Raw genomic sequence first — 15,002 nt, 5'->3', positions numbered from 1 at the left:
TCGGAGAACTGTCATGATCATCTGCTGCGGCGAAGCCCTTATTGATATGCTGCCACGCCAAACAGAAGCTGGCGAAAGCGCATTCGCACCGCATGCTGGCGGGGCGGTGTTTAACACAGCGGTCGCGCTGGGGCGGCTTGATACGCCCGTGCAGTTCTTTTCGGGGCTTTCTTCTGACCTGTTCGGGGACATCCTGCGCGATCAGTTGGCGAAATCAAACGTCGATAGCAGCCCCGCTGCAATCTCGGATCGTCCTACCACTCTGGCATTCGTCACGTTGACCGACGGCCATGCGTCTTATGCGTTCTATGATGAAAACACCGCAGGACGAATGCTGTCTGTTGATGACCTGCCCGCGTCCGGCCCAGACGCACTGTTCTTTGGTGGGATCAGCCTTGTCGTGGAACCCTGCGGTGCCGCCTATGAGGCGTTGATGCTGCGCGAGGCCGCAACCCGCGTCACAATGATCGACCCGAATATTCGCCCCGGTTTTATCACCGACGAAGAAAGCTATCGGGCCCGTTTGACCCGTATGTTGGGCGCTGCGGACATTATCAAAACCTCTGACGAAGACCTTGAGTGGATCACCGGAAACACTGATGCTCAGGCCCTTTTGGCCAGCACAGGCGCGAAAATTGTTCTGCTGACACGTGGTAGCGAAGGCGTCACAGTGGTCACCGCCACTGGTAGCTTTGACGTGCCCGCCCAAAAAGCGACTGTTGTTGATACAGTTGGTGCAGGCGATACATTTAGCGCTGGTTTCCTTGCTGAAATGGACAAGCGCGGCTTGTTGACGAAAGAAGCGATCACCAAGGCAACCCATGACGATCTAAACGCAGCCACGGCCTTTGGCGCACGCGTTGCTGCGATTACCGTCAGCCGCGCAGGCGCAAACCCGCCCTGGGCATCTGAACTATGAGAGCATTAATTCAGCGTGTCACGCAGGCATCCGTCAGCGTTGACGGGCAAGTGATTGGTGAAATCAGCCATGGTGCACTGATCCTAATCTGCGCCATGCAGGGCGATGACGCAGCGAAATCTGCACAGCTCGCCGCGAAGATCAGCAAGCTGCGTATCTTTACTGATGACGCAGGCAAGATGAACAAATCCCTACTTGATACCGGGGGGTCCGCGCTAATCGTAAGCCAATTTACACTGGCCGCAGATACTTCGCGCGGTAACCGTCCCGGTTTTTCAGCAGCGGCCCCACCTGCCGAGGGCAAGGCGCTATACGAACAGTTCATTGCTGATGTTGGCGCGCTTGGTATCGAAACCGCAACCGGGCAGTTCGGGGCTGACATGGCTGTCAGCCTGACAAACGACGGCCCGGTTACGATTTGGATGGACGTCTAAGCCCTTAGTTTTGCACCAACGGTTCCCACCCCGAACAGCGCGGCTGCCATACATATCACCGAAGGCCCCACGGGCGTATCAAAGATCAACGCAAAGCGTAAACCGCCTAGCGCGGCCAATACCCCGACACCTACTGATAGCAGCGCCATGCGCTCTGGCGTGCGGGCGAACCCTCGGGCGGTTGCAGCCGGTATGATCAGCAGCGCGGTGATCAGCAACGCACCAACGACTTTGATCGCAACAGCTACAACGCCAGCCAGCAGTAGCGTCAGCACCAATTGTTCGCGGCGCGGGTTAATGCCCGCCGCATAGGCAAGTTCAGGGCTAAGGGTCGCCGTCAGCATCGCAGACCAATGCCACCACAGCACGGCTGCAACGACAGCGCTACCGCCCCATATGATCGCTAAATCAAACCGGGTCACGCTTAGAACGTCACCGAACAGATAGGCATCAAGATCGATGCGTTGACCGGGGATCATCGTGACGGCCACAAGGCCAAGCGCCAAAGCCCCATGCGAAAGCACACCCAGTATGGTATCAATCGCCGCCCCCTGCCCGCTAAGGCCGTGGATCAAGACCGCCATTGCCAGCGCAACAATAACCACGCCAAAGGTGATCGACGTGCCAAACCCCAGCGCAAGCGCCACGCCCAGAACAGCCGCATGTGCCGTTGCATCGCCAAAATAGGCCATCCGTCGCCAAACGACGAAACACCCTAAAAGACCTGCGGCAATCGCCGTTCCAACCCCGGCAAGGGCAGCGCGCACCAAAAAATCGTCTAACATTTATTCTGCCGCCTCGTGCTTAGGGTGGTGGTGATCATGGTCGTGGTCATGCCCATGGTCGTGTTCGTGGCGATACAGTGCCAAGGCACCACCCGTACCTGTCCCGAACAATTCGCGATAGGCAGGCGCCACGGAAACGACCTCTGGGGTGCCTTCACAACAAACGTGACCGTTCAAACAGATCACCCTGTCGGACGCGCTCATCACGACGTGCAATTCATGGCTTACCATCAGTACCGCACAGCCCAGATCGCGGCGCACGGATTCGATCTGGCGATAAAACGATGCAGATCCTGGCTGATCCAAGCCTTGTGTCGCCTCGTCCAGCATGAGCACATCAGGTTTGCCCAAAATTGCGCGCGCCAGCAGAACACGTTGAAACTGCCCGCCGGACAGTTGCGACATCTGCCGTTGGCCAACGCCCGGCACGCCTGCTGTTTCGAGTGCAGCAGCTGCATCTTTTGCGGCAACACGATGCGGCAGGTTCAGAAAACGCTCCACCGTAATCGGCAATGTCGGATCGATATACAGCTTTTGCGGCACATAGCCAACGCGCAAGCCGGGCTTACGTGTCACGCTGCCCTTTTGTGGTTTCAGCGCACCGATCAACAGCCGCAGCATTGTTGATTTTCCGGACCCGTTGGGACCAACAATCGTGACGATTTCTCCGGGTTCAAGCGACAGGCTCACGCCCTGGAGCACCCGCTGCCCGCCATGTGAAAAGTCGATATTCTTTGCCGATATCAGGCTCATGCGGTCGCACCTTTGGCTTGGCAGGCAGGGCACAGGCCTTCGGCTTCGATGACTGTCTGTTCTAAAAGAAAGCCACTGTCGGCAGCAGCCTGCTGCAAGGCAAGATTCGCAGCTTGCGCTTCGGCAACAAGGCCACATTCGCGACAAATCATAAAGGCGGGATCGTGCGATGCACCGGGATGTGTACAGGCGATAAATGCGTTCAGGCGTTCAATCCGGTGCACAAATCCTTGATCTACTAAAAACCCCAACGCGCGATACGCCACTGGCGGCTTAGAGCCAAGGCCTTCGGCATCAAGCCGTGCCAACACGTCATAGGCCCCCATCGCGGCATGGCTTTCCAGCAAAATCTCCAGCACGCGCCTGCGAACCGGTGTAAGCTGCGCTTTGTTTTCCTTGCACTGGCGTTCAGCAGTTTCAAGCGCAGCTACAACGCAGCTACTGTGATCATGGCTTTCAAAGCCAAGCGTATCCGAGGGCATATATTTGACCTTGTGATGTTATAACATACACAATATAGCCGTGCCGTCATCAAAGGACAAGGACCTAATCATGATTCGCACATGCACTGCACTCTGCCTGCTTCCACTGTCTGCCCTAGCCGAAGTTCCAAAGGTTATGACCGATATTGCCCCTATTCATAGCCTTACAGCACAGGTCATGGGTGATCTTGGCACCCCCGATTTACTGCTACCGCCGGGTTCTGACCCGCATGATTTTTCACTCCGCCCGAGTGACGCAAGCCGCTTGTCAAACGCAGATTTGATCGTCTGGGTTGGTGAAGGCTTAACCCCATGGTTAGAAGAACCGCTAGCGACGCTTGCGCCTAACGCCGCTCAGCTTGAATTGCTAGCAACAGAAGGCTGGGAACAGCTGGCCCCACGTGGTGCTGAGGACCATGAGGACCATGAGGACCATGAGGACCATGAGGACCATGAGGACCATGAGGACCATGAGGACCATGAGGACCATGAGGACCATGAGGACCATGAGGACCATGAGGACCATGAGGACCATGAGGACCATGATCTTCACGATCACGGCGATGTCGACCCCCATGCATGGTTAAATCCAACAATTGCTGCAAAATGGGTTGCAATTATTGCTGCCGACCTTGGCAAGGCAGACCCCGATAATGCGGCAACCTATGACGCCAACGCCCAAGCTGCCGTCACGCGGCTGACTGCACTCGATACGCAAGTCGAAACGGCCCTATCTCACATCCCAACCTCGGGCTACATGCTGCCGCATGATGGTTACCAGTATTTCGAACACCGCTACGGGTTGGAACCTGTCGATATGATCGCAGGAATCGACGCACGTGCGCCAGGGCCCGCACAGGTTGCCTCACTGCGTGATCTGGTCGCTGACGGAACGGTACAATGTGTCTTTAGCGACAACGAAATAAGCCCACGCACAACAGCCGTGATTACCGAAGGCAGCGGCGCAAAAATTCACACAATTGACGGGCTTGGGATGACACTGACACCCGGCGCAGACCTTTATGAAGCGCTGCTTCTGGGACTCACGACCGCTTTCATCGACTGCCTATCCTAAACCAACCCTTCGGCGCGCAACCAATCTGGGATCGCGCCGATATGGGGCAATACGACGTCTGCACGCGGCGCAAGTTCCTCTTGCGGCGCAGGGCCCGTTAAAACGCCAATCGTTAGCATCCCGGCTGCACGCCCAGCGTCCAGATCATGGGTGCTATCGCCAACCATCGCACATTCCGCTGTCCCTAGTCCGGTTTGGGCACAAAACGCGTGCAACTGCCCCGGCTCTGGCTTTGCGCCATGGCCACTGTCATATCCTGCAATGAAATCAAAATGGGACCGCACCCCGGCACGTTCTAGATGACGCAACGCCGGAGCTTCGGCATCGTTAGTCGCAATGCCAAGAACCAAATTCATCTCTGCCAATGAGGTAAAATAATCTACGAGCGGCACCGCCTCTTGCTGTTCGACCAGCGCAGCACTAGCGTTCATGCGCGATAACAAATCAGCCTTTGATACATCGCCCAGCACCGTCAGAATATGGTCAGCGACGACATCAACGGTCGACGCGATGACAACACTTCCCGGAAAGAAACGGTTGGCCGAAGCGTCATATCCCAAGACCTCTGTCAACGCATCGAACTGGGCTTGATCATCACCCGTTTCGGCCTCCAACATTTGGCGGGTCCATGCGCCCCATGTCGCATTGAAATCGAACAATGTGCCGTCTTTGTCGAAAATGATGCCCTTGATCACGTTGCTACCCTTTTTATGTTGCGGCGTCAGACGACCCCGGCAGACAAGTCATGTCAATTAAGTATTCGGTCTCTCAAGTCCAATGAACCGCCTCTGCCCCCGGCAGTGCGTATCGCGCGCGCAGCGGTTTATCATATGCCAGATCCAGCGTGTCACAGAACGCAACAACCCATGCATCGTCCATCGTAATGAACTCAAGCACCGCAGCCAAAAACGCAGGTTCTGTGGCCTTTGCACGTAAATCATCGGCTGATCCGCCTGTTGCGCCTAAAAATATGGGGCAAAGTTCGTCATTACCGACCAACCACGCCAATGCCTGCAGCGCGATTACCTGTGCTTGTTCATGATCCATGAGTGATCCTTAAGTTTTCGGAAACTGTTTTTTAACTAATGTCATTCAAATTGTCTGAATGAAATGGGGGAAACCTCGTGGAGGATAGCAGAATGCCCGGACGTATATTGATCGTTGATACCGTCGCCACCAATCGGATCGTCATGAAGGTTAAAATGCTGGCGGCGCAATTTCGGGTGGATGTCTGCGCTAACCGCAAAGAGGCTGAAGCCAGCATTCAAGATAACCGTCCTGATCTGATCCTTGTCAGCCTTGGTGAACCAGCGACAGAACTGCATGATTTTTGCAAATCACTGCGGGCATCGCCCGGCACACAAAGCGTCGCAATCATCGCCATGGGCGTTGCAGAGACCGCAACTGCAAGATTTGCAGCACTTGACGCAGGCGCAGATGATGTCCTGCCGCGACCAACGAATGACGCGTTGCTGCTCGCCCGCATCCGCAGCCTGTTGCGAGTCCATAGCACGCATCAAGAATTACAACTGCGCGATGGCACCCGCAGCGCACTTGGCTTCGAAGAGCCAGCCACCACATTTGAAACCGCCGCAAATGTAGCCTTGCTGTCTGCTGCGGGCGCGCCAGATAGTGTGTTACTTGCATCTTTGACCCACGGGTTGGGTCATATTATTCGTTCACTTGATCCTGATAAGGTACTGCGCATGGGACGGCTGCCCCCAACACCAGACCTGTTTGTGGTAGACGCAAGTGACCCCGACTTTCTAGAAACGCGGTTCTTTGGGTTGGTGTCCGACCTGCGCGCACGCGCGGAAACGCGACAATCGACGCAACTGATTATCGTTCCAAAAGACGCCGACGAAATGGCCGCAATGTTTTTGGATCTTGGAGCAGATGACGTTATTCCTGCAGATGTATCGACAACTGAAATCGCGCTGCGGGCCAAATCGCTTATCAAGCGTAAACGCCTTCACGACAGATTGCGCGACACCGTCCGTGACGGGTTGCAGGCTGCAGTAACCGATCCATTGACTGGTCTGTTCAACCGACGCTACGTCGACCCACACTTGGCAAGCATGGCACATCAGGCACAGATATCAGGCGACGTTATGGCGGTAATGATGGTTGATATCGACCATTTTAAGATGATTAATGATACCTACGGCCATGCCGCCGGTGATAGCGTACTGAAACAACTGTCAAAACGGCTTCAGGGCAATGTTCGCGCTGTTGATCTAGTTGCCCGTGTCGGCGGAGAGGAATTCTTGATCGCGCTACCTGGTACAACCGCCGCCCAAGCACAATCAACCGCGAACCGGCTGCGGCAACTGGTTAACAGCGCACCATTCGACATCGGCGAAGCGCACCCAAAGCTGTCGGTCACAGTTTCCGTCGGCGTCGCGGTCAGCCCAACAAAAACAAAGCAAGAATGTCGTCCTAGCGCAATTTGCAAAGAAGCGGACGCAGCGCTTTATGTCGCCAAATCAGCCGGGCGCAACCAAGTTGCAATGGCATGCTCAGTCGCGTGATTTACGGCCGTCACGGTCACCACGATTTCCGCGTTCGCGGACATGTGAAAGTTCTGCAACCAACCGATCCGCAAACGCGTTCCTTTCATCGACAGACATTGTCGTGAAATGGTTGATCAACACGTTATGAGCATTGTGCTGAAGCTGCTCTGTGTGCTGGCTTTGCTCCGCCATCAGAATCCGTAGAGCATCTGGATCAAACGGGTCAGCGCGCAACGTCAAAACCATCTTTGCAATCTGCCCCCGCACGTCGAAGTCAGCCATTGGTCGCGAACGCCGTAATGCAATCGCGACTTGGCGTCGGTCCTCGGATTCTAGCGCGCGCGAAATCGGGCCAAGCCCCAAATCAAAGCTCCGCGGCGGCCCGTCTCCTATACGTCCAGACGCAAGAGACCCGATCGCCAACCCTGCCACAGCAAGGTTCAACGCAAGCGATGCCACCAGCACGATACGCACGGTGCGCCCGTTTTTTGCTTGTTCATCAGCCATCAGTCAAATCTCCTGTCGCGAATACCGCGTCGTCGTTAAAGATGCTCACACTGACCTCATCACCGAAGTAGGCAGCGGTGTAGTCTTGGATTGATGCGGGCGGCGCAACGCCGATCCAGACACCCGCAAAAGTTGCGGTCACCAAGCCACTAACTGCAGGCCAGCCACCCAACATGTCGAGCAAACGCTTGCCCACGCTCGCTCGCGGCGCAGAGATCGCTGGCGGCGTCGGCAACACAGCACCCGCCAACACCCGCGCCATAAGATCATCAGACGGGGTCGGCGCAACAGCACGTGCCTGCGCAAAAATGTCTTCCAGCATGTCGTCACTATGATCAATCATCATCATACCCCAGTTCAGCCTTCCGCCCTGCCATAATATCAGCCAAGGCGCGTTTCCCCCGCGCAGTCAAACTTTCGACTGACCGCACGCTAATGTCCATAATCTGCGCGATCTCGGGGTTGGACAGCCCCTCTAGATGCCGTAGCGCAACAGCTTGCGCTTGCCGTTCTGGCAAAGCTGCTAACGCATCCGACAAAGCCTGCATACGCGTCGTTGTTTGCATTTGATCCGCGACACTTGGCGCGCCATCGGTTGGTTCTGCAATTTGATCCAGCGAAACACCACCGCGACGTTTGCGCAAAATATCCGTGCAAAGGTTCGCAGTGACACGGTACAGCCAAGTACTGACCAATGCCTCGCCCTGACGCCATTCTGTTGCCTGTTTCCACAGGCGTATCATAGATTCTTGAGCGACATCCTCGGCCTCTGCCGTGTTTGCCAGCATGCGTGTCGCCTGTGCCAACACCCTTGGCAAAAGACGGACCGTCAACGCACGCGCGGCCTCTGCATCGCCATTGGCAAATGCAATCAGCAGCGCCTCGTCTGGGGCGCCCGCAAAGGGGTCTGGCATCGCGTTCATTAATTCTTGTGCTACCGATATTTTGTATTCTTGGCAAATGGCAGGGGCGCGATGCCCCCCTGCCATAAACCATGTCAGTGCTTACCGCGTGAGCCATGTCCGCCACCGTGACCGCGTTCGTGGCGACCACCCGCACGCTCTTGCATGCGCTCTTGGGCTGTCGCGAACTCTTCCTCATTCAACACGCCGTCTTTGTCGGCGTCCATGCGTTCAAACATGCGCTCAAACCGGGCACCGCCCCGAGGCTGCATTTCGTCCATTTGCAAAATGCCATCATCGTTGGTGTCCAACCGCGCAATCATCCGCGCGACGCGATCTTCTGCATTTGCAGTTGCTTGCGCGACCAACTCTTCAGCGGTAAGCGCGCCATCTGCATCAGCGTCTGCATCCGTAAATCGAGCGTTTGCACGTGCTTCAAGTTCGGCCATTGTCAGTGTGCCATCGCTGTCAGTATCAAGCGTAGCAAAGTCGGGACGTTCAGGCATGTTTTCCGGCACGGGTTGTGCGGTAACTGCGCCTGCTGTCATCACGACGCCTGAAAGAAGTGCTGCCATCAAAATCTTAGTTTTCATTGTCATTCCTCAGTTTAGGTTATGTGCGACGATTGTTTGCCGCAGACCCTCCTTCAACGCCGGTGCGCTGGGTTTCCGTCGCCAACACGCAAAAAACTTTTACAGTTCACGCGACACGGCGCCGCAACAACCACCATTCCCCTTTTAAAAAAGGCCCCAATACGCCATCTAGATGAGTGAAACTCGGAGACACATCATGTCAGACGCCCAAACTTTCCTTTCTGAACGCCCAAGCAAACCCGCAATTTTGCGCGGTCTACGCCGTCGTTGCCCCAAATGCGGCGAAGGACATATGTTTGACGGATACCTTAAAGTCGTCGACAACTGCCCTGTCTGCGAAGAAGACCTGAGCCAACACCGTGCCGACGATGGTCCTGCTTACTTAACCATTCTTCTGGTCGCACACATCCTTGGCTTTGCGATCCACCTCATGTGGAACTTGTGGCAACCCGAACCCATTGTGATGGCCACCACACTTACAATTGGTGCGGTCGCATTGTCGCTCTTTCTTTTGCCACGACTGAAGGGCATGATCGTCGCAATTCAATGGTCTCGCCGCATGCATGGGTTCGGGCAAAATTAGTTTAAAAAGGAATCCGATGGATAAATCAGCAGTCCGCGACGCAGCAACGATTATTGTGTTACGCGACGCAACGAAAAATCCATCCGTTCTTATGGGACAGCGCGGTTCGTCAGCAGCGTTTATGCCGGGCAAGTTCGTTTTTCCGGGTGGCGCGGTTGACCCTGTCGATGCCACCGTCCCCATAACTGCCCTGTCCAACATTGACGATACGCAACTGCGCGAAGACAGTAATCTAGCGCCAACCACCCTTGCCGCAGCCGCAATTCGCGAACTGTGGGAAGAAACCGGCCAGATCCTTGGCACACCTGCATCATGGAAAGATGCACCAAAAGGGTGGCGTGGATTTGCGCGGTCTGACCATCACCCAAATGGTTCTGCTTTACAGTTTTTCTTTCGGGCCATTACACCGCCCGGTCGGCCACGACGTTTTGACGCGCGCTTCTTTTTAACAGATGTTGCCACACTTGTTACGGACCCTGATGATTTCAGCCGGGCCGAAGACGAACTCGCACATTTGCAATGGGTCCCGCTTATGGATGCGCGCAGTTTTGATCTGCCGTTTATAACGCGGGTCGTATTGGCGGAGCTCACCGCGCAAATCGCGTCTGGTGTGCGCCCCAAGAACGTACCCTTCTTTCGCAACAATGATGAGGCACGTTTGGTCAGCCGTCTTGGCGATCGAAGCCTATTTTAAGTAACTAAAACCAATAGCACGATGCTGACCGCAAGAAATATAATCCCCTGCCATTCCCGGCGGCTAATCTTTTCACCAAACGCGAATGCACCAATCGCCAGCGACAGTAGCAGTTCAATCTGCCCCAGTGCATTCACATAAGCCGCAGTTTGCAAAGTGTAAGCGTTGAACCAACAGATCGACCCGACCATGCTGGTTAATCCGACAAGCCCCGCAACCCGCCAAGCCCGTATCACGCGCATGATCTCTCCGCGTTCGCGCCAGACCAACCAAATCGCCATTGATGCGGTTTGCAGTGCGGTTACGATCGCGAGCGTGACAATCGCGCGGTAGAATACATCACCTTCCAACAACGACAGTGACGCACCACGGTATCCGTTTCCAGACACGCCAAACAGCACCCCTGCCCCAAGGCCCAGCGCCGTCGCGCGATTAAAAATCCGTTGATGCCACGACCCAATCGCATTGGGTGGATCAGAAAGCAATAACACCCCGACAAGGCCGATAATCATCGCACCAATCGCCCAACCCGTAATGACATCACCAAGGATCACAAACCCGATCAGCGCACTGAGCAAGACTTCGGTTTTCTTAAACGTGATCCCCACAGCAAAGTTTCGATGACTAAACAGCGCCACAACGCACATGGTCGCCAATATCTGCGAGGCACCGCCAGCAATTGCATAGGGCCAAAACGACTCTGGGATTTGGGGAACGCCCTGCCCACTCGTTCGCGCATACATAATCGCAATTAGAACGACCAACGGTGACGAATAGATAAACCGTGCAAAGGTCGCGCCTGCCGTCGATAGCTGCATACCACGCAAATGCTTTTGCAGCATAAATCGCAGCGCCTGCGCAGTCGCTGCGGCCAGCGTGATGGGAATCCACAGTTCCATGAACGGTTATCCTTTCACCCCAACCGATTTGCCTGCCCCATGCGGTTTTGGCAACGCGGCGTGTGCGGTCGCGACCTGTTGTAGCGCAGCAGATACTTTTGCTGATGGTTCACAGGCACGGCGCGTTTCAAGGCTCACGTGGATCAGCATATGTTCCCCTGTCGCGAGTTCGCGGTCGCCAGCAAGCATCCGGTGAAACAGATGCATCTTTTTGCCAGAACCCGAAAGCACTTGGGTCTCGACACGGATCACAGTGCCTGCATGCACTTCGTCGATGTGCCGAATGTGAGTTTCCGCCGTGAAATAACTTGCACCGCCCGCGATATAATCCGCGTCGACACCAGCAAGCAGCATCATACGATCAGACGCATCGCCAAAGGCTTGTAGATACCGTGCCTCATTCATGTGGCCATTGTAATCTGTCCAATCCAGCGGAATGGCGCGTTCAACCGTTACGATTGGCTTGCTCAGGTCATCGGGCAGGACGGGCTTGCCTGCGATCCGCTGGTCTTGGGTATTCAGCAACGCCCCTGCCCCCCAATCTTGCGCCTTTAGTCCCCGCAGGATCGTGACCAAGTTATCATCGCGGGTGCGTTCAAGTTCGCGAATAGACATGGCGCCCGACTGCGCATCAGACTGATCTGCGATCTTATCAATCAAAGTATCATTCAGTTCCGGCACATCCATCAGCTTGGTCCAAGGCCATTCTAGACATGGGCCGAACTGTTCGATGAAATGGCGCATGCCCGCTTCGCCACCGGCAATGCGGTAGGTTTCGAACAGACCCATCTGCGCCCAGCGCAGGCCAAAGCCATAGCGGATTGCATCGTCTATTTCTTCGGTCGTGGCGATCCCATCGTTGATCAACCAAAGAGCCTCTCGCCAAACAGCCTCTAGCAGGCGATCCGCAATATGTGCGTCGATCTCGGCCTTGATGTGCAACGGGTGCATGCCGATGGCGGTTAGTATCTCTTTGGCTTTAACGGTAACCGCGGGGGATGTCTTTTCGCCGGGAACCAGTTCGACCAAGGGCAGCAGATATACCGGGTTAAAGGGGTGCGCGACGACGATCTGTTCGGGCCGTGTGGCACATCCATGCAACTCGCTAGGTTTAAAGCCACTTGTCGATGATCCGATCACAGCGTCATGGGCGCAATGTTCCTGCAACACCTGATAAACCTTGCGCTTAAGCGGTAACCGTTCTGGTACGCTTTCTTGAATCCACGATGCCCCCTGAACAGCGTCAGACATCGTGTCGTGAAAGCTCAGGTTTCCTTCGGACGGCAGTGCAACGTCTGACAACCCCGGCAGAGAACGACGCGCGTTGGCAACGACCTCGCCGATCTTCCGAGCGGCATCTGGACTAGGGTCAAAAACCCGTACATCCCAGCCCATCAACAAAAACCGAGCGGCCCAACCACCGCCAATGACGCCACCGCCGATGATTGCTGCCGTTTGTGTCACTTAGTACTAGCCTTGTGCAGAGGGGTGATTAAATTCATCAGCCGGAACAGGTTCACCACGGACCGATGGATCACATGCCACCATCGCGCTGCCGTGGTCACGGATAATCAAACCACCACGCGCGCGGCATTGTTCAAAGGTCATTCGGTTTCCGATGACAAGGTATTCATGCATTCCGGCACTTCCCCCCATTGACCCGCCTGTTTCACACGCGGACAAAAACACAACACATCCCAAGATCAATTTCTTCACGGGGAAACCTCCATCAACTGGCTAAGATCATAGCCGTTAAATCCTAAAACATCACGCGCGGCGCGCAACCTATCCGCGGGTATTTCAGGATCACGGTTTAAAATCCACCCCGACTTGCCATTGGGTGCGCCAACAACCGCCGTGCGATAGCCTTCATCCACCCAAAGAACCCAGTAATCGGCAGCGACAAACGGAACGCCATCAAAACGCACCACTAGGCGGCCGGGGCCAACGACTTCGGCACTTCCGTTGATGCGTGACCGTTCGGAGCCATCCGCGTTGCGGCAGATATTAAGCACCGACAAGGTGCCGTTATCCCGCAGGCCATATTCCGCTGTGGCCCGCGCACAGTCCTTTTCAAACGGTACGGGATAACGCGCCACCTCGTGCCACACACCGATATAGCGGGCTGGGTCAAACAGCGCTTTCGATGAAATCGGTGCCTCGACATCACGGTAGATAGCCATCGGTGCACAGCTAGCAAGCAGGAGTATCGCGAATAAAACTCTCATGCGGTCACCGGTGCACGTTTGGTTAGACCAAGTTTGGCACGTACCTCTGCAGGGCCGATAACCCGCGCGCCAAGGTTTTCAATCGTTCCAGCCGCCCTTTCGACCAACTGCGCGTTTGTCGCCAGAACGCCGCGATCTAGCATCAGGTTATCCTCTAACCCCACACGCACATTACCGCCCGCCAGCACGCTTGCCGCGACATAGGGCATTTGCGACCGCCCAAGCCCAAAGGCACTAAATGTCCAATCATCTGGCACGTTGTTCACCATTGCCATAAAAGTGTTCAGATCATCAGGCGCGCCCCAAGGCACCCCCATACAAAGCTGAACCAGCGCAGGGCCGTCCAACACACCATCTTTGACAAGCTGTTTCGCATACCAAAGATGCCCGGTGTCAAAGGCTTCGATTTCAGGCTTCACACCCAATTCAGTCATCATCCGCCCCATCGCAACCAACATGCCCGGCGTATTCGTCATGACATAGTCAGCCTCGGCAAAGTTCATCGTGCCGCAATCAAGCGTACAAATCTCTGGCAAGCATTCGGCGACATGGGCAACGCGTTCTGTCGCGCCAATCATGTCGGTACCCTGTACGGTCGGAAACGGTGCCTCAACGCCACCAAACACAATATCGCCCCCCATCCCTGCGGTCAGGTTCAAGACGACATCGACCTCTGCATCACGGATGCGATCTGTAACTTCACGGTACAGGTCCAAGCGACGCGAAGGTGCGCCAGTATCGGGATCACGTACATGGCAATGAACGACGGCAGCGCCCGCTTTGGCGGCATCAATCGCGCTATCTGCAATCTGCTTCGGTGAACGCGGCACATTTGGGCTACGGTCTTGGGTCGCGCCCGATCCGGTCACGGCGCATGTGATAAACACCTCGCGGTTCATCGCAAGTGGCATGGGGAACTCTCGTCGTTAGATCAACTTGCCGCGACACTCACTGAAAAATGCCAGTGCCACAAGGCGGAATTCTTGACAGACCATCCTGGCATCTGGCAGGTCTGCGGCATGATCAATTGTATGCACATCGCAGCAGTTTATTTTACCGGCCCCATATCGCGGCGGCCGGTTCTTTCCTGACACCAAAGACACCGACATGCCCGCAAGGGTGTTCAGGTTATTCTTGTGTCCTTGCGGCAAACGCAAAGGACAATTCCAATGATAGAAATTAATCAAGTCACACCAAAAGACATCCCAGAGCTTCTGGGTATGATCAGCAAGCTTTGTGCGTTCCACGGCGACACCTGTACGCGCGGGCTTGCAGAGACCCAAACGAAATTCATTGACGGGCCACTTGTAGGGTTGATCGCACGCAAGGGCGAACAGGCCGTCGGCTATGCCGCACTGGTCACACATTGGCGGCCTATGAACGACGGCGATAGCGTCGATATCTTGCATTTGTACGTGACCGAAGAAATGCGGGGGCGCGGCGTTGGTCGGCGCCTTGTCGCAGCGGCCAAAGAGCATGCTCAGGCTCACGGCGCGACCAGGCTAACAATTGGCACCGTCCCCGATAACCCCGGCGCTGCGGCCGCCTACCGGACAATGGGTTGGGCCGAGATCACAACGCTTCCCGGCCCAAGATTTCAAATCGCGCTTTAGCCCCACCCCGTAGGGTGGATCC

21 protein-coding genes are annotated in these 15,002 nt (G+C 55.6%); 7 read left to right on the top strand and 14 right to left on the bottom strand.

What is annotated here, in order from left to right:
- Positions 1 to 13: 13 nt before the first annotated feature.
- Both CLV80_RS03965 and dtd read left to right on the top strand, forming a co-directional pair.
- Complete coding sequence (locus CLV80_RS03965) at positions 14 to 919, top strand: carbohydrate kinase family protein (protein ID WP_106355051.1); 906 nt, start codon at positions 14 to 16, stop codon at positions 917 to 919.
- A complete protein-coding gene (dtd, locus tag CLV80_RS03960) occupies positions 916 to 1,353 on the top strand; it encodes a D-aminoacyl-tRNA deacylase (protein WP_106355049.1) in 438 nt (145 codons plus the stop codon). The genes CLV80_RS03965 and dtd overlap by 4 nt, the downstream gene beginning before the upstream one ends.
- Here dtd and CLV80_RS03955 read toward each other — a convergent pair.
- The 3 genes from CLV80_RS03955 to CLV80_RS03945 are packed head-to-tail and all read right to left on the bottom strand — an operon-like array spanning position 1,350 to position 3,373.
- Positions 1,350 to 2,138 carry a metal ABC transporter permease gene (locus tag CLV80_RS03955; RefSeq protein WP_106355047.1) on the bottom strand — a complete coding sequence of 263 codons (789 nt, stop codon included), beginning with the start codon at positions 2,136 to 2,138 and terminating at the stop codon, positions 1,350 to 1,352. The two genes, dtd and CLV80_RS03955, sit on opposite strands and share 4 nt — an antisense overlap.
- Complete coding sequence (locus CLV80_RS03950) at positions 2,139 to 2,891, bottom strand: ATP-binding cassette domain-containing protein (protein ID WP_106355044.1); 753 nt, start codon at positions 2,889 to 2,891, stop codon at positions 2,139 to 2,141.
- Positions 2,888 to 3,373: a transcriptional repressor gene (locus tag CLV80_RS03945; RefSeq protein ID WP_106355041.1), complete on the bottom strand. Its 486-nt coding sequence runs from the start codon at positions 3,371 to 3,373 to the stop codon at positions 2,888 to 2,890. Before CLV80_RS03945 ends, CLV80_RS03950 begins: the two co-directional genes overlap by 4 nt.
- Before the next feature lie 70 nt (positions 3,374 to 3,443).
- On the opposite strand from CLV80_RS03945, the gene CLV80_RS03940 reads away from it, so the two are divergent.
- Positions 3,444 to 4,448 (top strand): zinc ABC transporter substrate-binding protein, encoded by a 1,005-nt coding sequence (locus CLV80_RS03940; RefSeq protein ID WP_106355038.1) that lies wholly within the window; start codon positions 3,444 to 3,446, stop codon positions 4,446 to 4,448.
- Here the strand turns inward: CLV80_RS03940 and CLV80_RS03935 are convergent.
- Both CLV80_RS03935 and CLV80_RS03930 read right to left on the bottom strand, forming a co-directional pair.
- On the bottom strand, positions 4,445 to 5,143 hold the full coding sequence (locus CLV80_RS03935) for an HAD family hydrolase (protein ID WP_106355036.1): 699 nt from the start codon (positions 5,141 to 5,143) through the stop codon (positions 4,445 to 4,447). The genes CLV80_RS03940 and CLV80_RS03935 overlap by 4 nt on opposite strands.
- A gap of 73 nt (positions 5,144 to 5,216) precedes the next feature.
- Positions 5,217 to 5,495: a DUF3572 domain-containing protein gene (locus tag CLV80_RS03930; protein WP_106355034.1), complete on the bottom strand. Its 279-nt coding sequence runs from the start codon at positions 5,493 to 5,495 to the stop codon at positions 5,217 to 5,219.
- Positions 5,496 to 5,587: 92 nt separating this feature from the next.
- On the opposite strand from CLV80_RS03930, the gene CLV80_RS03925 reads away from it, so the two are divergent.
- Complete coding sequence (locus CLV80_RS03925) at positions 5,588 to 6,979, top strand: diguanylate cyclase (protein ID WP_106355033.1); 1,392 nt, start codon at positions 5,588 to 5,590, stop codon at positions 6,977 to 6,979.
- Here CLV80_RS03925 and CLV80_RS03920 read toward each other — a convergent pair.
- The 4 genes from CLV80_RS03920 to CLV80_RS03905 form a co-directional block, all read right to left on the bottom strand.
- Positions 6,968 to 7,468: a periplasmic heavy metal sensor gene (locus CLV80_RS03920; RefSeq protein ID WP_106355031.1), complete on the bottom strand. Its 501-nt coding sequence runs from the start codon at positions 7,466 to 7,468 to the stop codon at positions 6,968 to 6,970. The two genes, CLV80_RS03925 and CLV80_RS03920, sit on opposite strands and share 12 nt — an antisense overlap.
- Complete coding sequence (locus tag CLV80_RS03915) at positions 7,461 to 7,817, bottom strand: hypothetical protein (RefSeq protein ID WP_106355029.1); 357 nt, start codon at positions 7,815 to 7,817, stop codon at positions 7,461 to 7,463. The genes CLV80_RS03920 and CLV80_RS03915 overlap by 8 nt, the downstream gene beginning before the upstream one ends.
- Positions 7,804 to 8,391 (bottom strand): RNA polymerase sigma factor, encoded by a 588-nt coding sequence (locus tag CLV80_RS03910; RefSeq protein WP_106355361.1) that lies wholly within the window; start codon positions 8,389 to 8,391, stop codon positions 7,804 to 7,806. Before CLV80_RS03910 ends, CLV80_RS03915 begins: the two co-directional genes overlap by 14 nt.
- A gap of 74 nt (positions 8,392 to 8,465) precedes the next feature.
- Complete coding sequence (locus CLV80_RS03905) at positions 8,466 to 8,963, bottom strand: EF-hand domain-containing protein (protein ID WP_106355027.1); 498 nt, start codon at positions 8,961 to 8,963, stop codon at positions 8,466 to 8,468.
- 196 nt (positions 8,964 to 9,159) lie between these two features.
- Between CLV80_RS03905 and CLV80_RS03900 the strand changes: the two genes are divergently transcribed.
- The gene (locus CLV80_RS03900) at positions 9,160 to 9,546 is read left to right on the top strand and encodes a DUF983 domain-containing protein (protein ID WP_106355025.1); all 387 of its coding nucleotides are present in this window, start codon (positions 9,160 to 9,162) and stop codon (positions 9,544 to 9,546) included.
- Positions 9,547 to 9,562: 16 nt separating this feature from the next.
- Entirely contained in the window at positions 9,563 to 10,240 is a 678-nt protein-coding gene (locus tag CLV80_RS03895; RefSeq protein WP_106355023.1) for an NUDIX hydrolase, read from the top strand.
- Here CLV80_RS03895 and CLV80_RS03890 read toward each other — a convergent pair.
- Genes CLV80_RS03890 through bcoG form a run of 5 tightly spaced genes read right to left on the bottom strand, consistent with a single transcriptional unit; the run spans position 10,237 to position 14,278 of the window.
- Positions 10,237 to 11,139, bottom strand: coding sequence for a DMT family transporter (locus tag CLV80_RS03890; protein ID WP_106355021.1), 903 nt, complete (start codon positions 11,137 to 11,139; stop codon positions 10,237 to 10,239). The genes CLV80_RS03895 and CLV80_RS03890 overlap by 4 nt on opposite strands.
- Positions 11,140 to 11,145: 6 nt before the next feature.
- Positions 11,146 to 12,603, bottom strand: a complete 1,458-nt coding sequence (locus CLV80_RS03885; protein ID WP_106355019.1) for a carnitine 3-dehydrogenase — start codon at positions 12,601 to 12,603, stop codon at positions 11,146 to 11,148.
- Between the two features lie 6 nt (positions 12,604 to 12,609).
- The gene (locus tag CLV80_RS03880) at positions 12,610 to 12,855 is read right to left on the bottom strand and encodes a hypothetical protein (RefSeq protein WP_106355018.1); all 246 of its coding nucleotides are present in this window, start codon (positions 12,853 to 12,855) and stop codon (positions 12,610 to 12,612) included.
- Positions 12,852 to 13,367, bottom strand: a complete 516-nt coding sequence (locus CLV80_RS03875; RefSeq protein ID WP_106355016.1) for a lipocalin family protein — start codon at positions 13,365 to 13,367, stop codon at positions 12,852 to 12,854. Before CLV80_RS03875 ends, CLV80_RS03880 begins: the two co-directional genes overlap by 4 nt.
- Positions 13,364 to 14,278 carry a 3-dehydrocarnitine:acetyl-CoA trimethylamine transferase BcoG gene (gene bcoG, locus CLV80_RS03870; RefSeq protein ID WP_106355014.1) on the bottom strand — a complete coding sequence of 305 codons (915 nt, stop codon included), beginning with the start codon at positions 14,276 to 14,278 and terminating at the stop codon, positions 13,364 to 13,366. Before bcoG ends, CLV80_RS03875 begins: the two co-directional genes overlap by 4 nt.
- A gap of 258 nt (positions 14,279 to 14,536) precedes the next feature.
- On the opposite strand from bcoG, the gene CLV80_RS03860 reads away from it, so the two are divergent.
- The gene (locus CLV80_RS03860) at positions 14,537 to 14,980 is read left to right on the top strand and encodes a GNAT family N-acetyltransferase (RefSeq protein ID WP_106355009.1); all 444 of its coding nucleotides are present in this window, start codon (positions 14,537 to 14,539) and stop codon (positions 14,978 to 14,980) included.
- Positions 14,981 to 15,002: the final 22 nt, after the last annotated feature.

The organism is Yoonia maritima (assembly GCF_003003285.1).
GTDB classification, from domain to species: Bacteria; Pseudomonadota; Alphaproteobacteria; order Rhodobacterales; family Rhodobacteraceae; genus Yoonia; species Yoonia maritima.
The sequence above is the reverse complement of the archived record's forward strand: the minus strand, read 5'-3'. Positions and strand labels throughout refer to the sequence as shown.